The 3,817-nt window shown below is 45.9% G+C and carries 3 protein-coding genes; all 3 read right to left on the bottom strand.

Going from position 1 to position 3,817, the window contains the following annotated elements:
• Window positions 1-267: 267 nt before the first annotated feature.
• Window positions 268-1,494: an HAD family hydrolase gene (locus F6K38_RS37055; protein ID WP_287360002.1), complete on the bottom strand. Its 1,227-nt coding sequence runs from the start codon at window positions 1,492-1,494 to the stop codon at window positions 268-270.
• Window positions 1,495-1,666: 172 nt separating this feature from the next.
• The gene (locus F6K38_RS37050; RefSeq protein WP_287360000.1) at window positions 1,667-1,885 is read right to left on the bottom strand and encodes a hypothetical protein; all 219 of its coding nucleotides are present in this window, start codon (window positions 1,883-1,885) and stop codon (window positions 1,667-1,669) included.
• A 121-nt stretch (window positions 1,886-2,006) separates the two neighbouring features.
• Window positions 2,007-3,665, bottom strand: coding sequence for an arylsulfatase (locus tag F6K38_RS37045; protein WP_502709641.1), 1,659 nt, complete (start codon window positions 3,663-3,665; stop codon window positions 2,007-2,009).
• Window positions 3,666-3,817: the final 152 nt, after the last annotated feature.

The raw sequence follows: 3,817 nt of genomic DNA, 5'->3' as shown, positions 1-3,817 counted from the left end.
GGGGTTACTGGTGCCTGTAGAGCCTATATCGGGGATGGGTCGATTCTGTTGTGCTATCACCAGGTAGGCAACAATGGCCAAAACAAGGGCGATCGCAACTGCCACCCCTATTTTCCAAATACGGTTCAAATTCATTTAATATACCTAATACCTTATCTGTGCCTTGTTTACGATATCAATTAATTGTTAATTTTTGTACGATAGGATGCCAAAGCAATACCAAACTTCGACATCCTATTTCTAATCCCTAGCTATTTAATTCAACAGTCACTTTCTGATTCGAGTAACTTCCTGAATTATTCTGTCCCAAAAGTCTTGATTACTGATATCTAATTCAGATCCTGTCTGGGCTTGATCGATTTCTTCTCCAGACACTGTTACGAAATCTTCATTACTGATATCTAATTCAGATCCTGTCTGGGCTTGATCGATTTCTTCTCCATACACTGTTACAAAATCCTCTTCCATACTGATAACTGTCCAACCACGCTCATTGGCCACATCAAAAGGATTAGTATCATCCCCTGGTCTTGTATCGTATGGACAGTAAATGTCATGGCCACCAATAGTAACAGGATAACCATCGGGACATTCACGGGTATCATCATGGTGAAGCAGCATCATTAAAGCTGGACCTTGGTCATCATCAGTGTAGTCAAGCATTGCTAAATCACCACTGGAATTACCAACCGCCATAATTGGTTTTTTACCAATGTAGCGGTCAATCCCCACGACTTTACCTGGTCCATCGTTAAAGGGTTTCACTAGTTCTCGCTTCTTGACCAAGACATAAGTTTCATCGTTTTCGTATTCTGGGCAGCTATACGTTCCATCATCTTCGTATTCTGGGCAGCTATACGTTCCATGGTCTTCTGTGCAGCAATACTGGGTTTGGGTGGTACTACCAATGATGTTTTCAGGGGGAATACCGTAGGCATCTTCGGCAAAGGAGCGAATGAAATCCGTTCCACCCCCAGAGCAAATATAGACCTTGAAATCATTACTTTGGAGATAATTGACCAGTTCAACCATGGGCTGGAAGGTCAGCTGGATGTATGGAACGCCAAGGTATGGATGATTTTTTTTATCCAGAAATTTCCTAGCCTCGTCTTTATACTCTTCCGGTGTCATTTCCGGTAGTTGGAGATCTGCTAGGACGATATCCTTTTCAGTTAAAGAAGCAAGTGTAACATCTGGGAATGCATTGCCTAGCCTATATTTTAGAAATTCCCCCTGAATAACGATTGGTTTTTCAGTCCACAGGGTTCCATCATTATCAATCGTGACAATGCGTCCGCTCGGAGGAACGTAATTACAACTGTTAGGATTGGTAACCTCTTCCACAAAGTTAACAATCGTTTCCTTAGTCGTACCCTCATTCCAAGACACTAAGGGGTCATAGTTCGCAGCAGCGGGGGGACATGCCACAAAGCCTCCTAGGCAAAAGACTGATAACAGAATTGAGAAGAAAACTAAAAAGGTTCTTTTTTTCATGATCTAAAAGCTGAATTACTTTGTGCCAACCAAAGACATCGTTACTCAGGTAAATTATTTTGTTGATAGAAGCGAAACTTTAAGCATTCAGCATTCAGCATTCAGCTTAAGCGCTACGCGCACGCTACGCGAACAGCTATCAGCGTTCAGCTATCAGCTATCAGCTAATTTGTTAGGTCACAGCGTCGTTCGCACAGCGTGGCCAAAGGCCAAAGCCTGTGCCATGATCCTTGAGGTGCTTATCCCTTATGGGCACGCTACGATACTTTTGAATAAAATAAGCTGTTCCCGTAGGGTGAGCCTTGGCCGTTGGCCACGCTACGCGAATAGCTGACGACTGACGGCTGACGGCTGAATGCTGACGGCTGAATGCTGACGCGAAAGCCAACATTAGAAAGCCTGGTTGTTAGGTTTCGCTTTTGGAGGAAGAAGTAACGAAACTCTCAGAGTTTGAGACCGCTTCCTCCAACCGACAAGGGGCTAAAATCCACAAAGATATGCCCTTTTACCCCCTAGTCAATAGCAACCTGTTCAATCTGATCAACAATGTCCTCAATGATTTCGTCAGGATTTAAACCAAAGGGAGGTTGACTGGGAGGATACTTTTCAAAGGTATTCAGAAACTGCTTAACCAGAGCTGTTGCTGGCAACAACAAGTAACTCCGGCGAGACCACCAGTCATTGTAGTTATTAGAGTCTGTGTCTGCTCGCTCGTAGGGATCCCGACGCAAGTTAAACAGTTTTGGAATCCGCAGTTGTACAAACGGCTCCCGCCAGACATCAAAATAGTGAGCCCGTTGTTCCGAAAAGACTACTTTCCAATCCCCAAGGCGAACTCCTGGCAGTTGACCTTCATCATTGAAGTAGATAAAGCCCGGACGCTTTCCTCGCTTTTTGTCGGGATTTATCAAATAGGGCAGCTGATTGTATCCATCCAGATGGGTGCCGCAAAGATTGGTGGCTTCATCCGTACAATCTTGCTTCAAAGTGTCTTTGAGGTCATCCTCCCCAGCAGCAGCCATCAGAGTTGGCACCCAATCCAAGTGAGAGAAAATCTCATGGGATACTGTTCCTGCAGGGATATGACCAGGCCAGCGTACCAGTGCTGGAACGCGATAGCCGCCTTCCCAGTTGGTGTTCTTCTCACCCCGGAACGGGGTCAGACCGCCATCAGGCCATTGGTTGTAATGGGGACCGTTGTCCGTTGTATAGATGACAATCGTATTCTCGGCAATGGGAACACCATTCTTATCCTTTACCTTTTCCAGCAGGTCGAGCAACTGTCCTACATGACCGTCATGCTCTACCATGCCATCACCGTAGAAGCCCTGACCGCTAATACCTTCAACATCATCATTGATGTGGGTATAGTAATGCATCCGGGTGGAGTTAAACCAGGCAAAAAAGGGCTTGTCCTTTTTCACTGCTTTCTTGATGAACTTCTTCGTCCGCTTCAGGAATTCCCGATCTACGGTCTTCATCCGTTCAATGTTGAGCGACCCCGTATCATAACATTCCTGATAGCCCAACTCGCCAAAGCGTTCTGAATAGTCTGGCTCTCCAATGATCGGTTTTTTGTAGTAAACATCAGGCGTTGCTTTGCAATCCAGAACCCCGCGAGGACCAACCTTTTTGGCATACCAGCCATCTGGTCCGCCGGGATAGTCTACATTCTCTGGCTCTTCTTCAGCATTTAAGTGATAGAGGTTGCCCAAGAATTCGTCAAAGCCATGCACTGTGGGCAGAAACTTGTTGAGATCCCCCAGGTGGTTTTTGCCAAACTGTCCCGATGTGTAACCCAAAGGCTTCAGCATTTCTGCCAAGGTGGGGTCTTCATCCTGGATGCCAAAAGGTGCTCCTGGGAAACCGACTTTCAGCAAGCCAGTCCGTAAAGCACTTTGCCCAGTGATAAAAGCTGCCCGACCTGCTGTACAGCTTTGCTCGGCGTAGTAGTCGGTAAACAGCATCCCTTCGTTGGCAATGCGATCGATATTGGGCGTGTCGTAACCGACAATGCCCTTTTCATAAGCACTGACATTAGTCCAACCAATGTCATCTCCCATAATCACCAGGATGTTGGGCTGGCCTTCTGTGTCGGCAAGTGCGATTCCCTGGTTAGTCACTGGGAGGAAACCTACTAGGGTAAAGGTGATCGTTAGTAGGATCGCCATCACCCCATTGAATAATCGCTTCCCAATCTGGGCATTGTCATGACTGCCCTTGGAGCGATTAGCTCTCAAATATTTCATTAAGGCTACCGTTATATCAAACGTTTAAACTTTTGTGTTGCAAGTTTTATGCACCCGTTTGTTAGTATCTCACA

Origin of the sequence: Moorena sp. SIO3B2, from assembly GCF_010692525.1 — a bacterium.
GTDB classification, from domain to species: domain Bacteria; phylum Cyanobacteriota; class Cyanobacteriia; order Cyanobacteriales; family Coleofasciculaceae; genus Moorena; species Moorena producens.
The sequence above is the reverse complement of the archived record's forward strand: the minus strand, read 5'-3'. Positions and strand labels throughout refer to the sequence as shown.

Bases quoted from the DNA above. Each gene is read 5' to 3' on its own strand.
- F6K38_RS37055 (WP_287360002.1), bottom strand. From the start codon at position 1,494: ATGAAAAAAAGAACCTTTTTAGTTTTCTTCTCAATTCTGTTATCAGTC.
- F6K38_RS37050 (WP_287360000.1), bottom strand. From the start codon at position 1,885: ATGTTGGCTTTCGCGTCAGCATTCAGCCGTCAGCATTCAGCCGTCAGC.
- F6K38_RS37045 (WP_502709641.1), bottom strand. From the start codon at position 3,665: ATGGCGATCCTACTAACGATCACCTTTACCCTAGTAGGTTTCCTCCCA.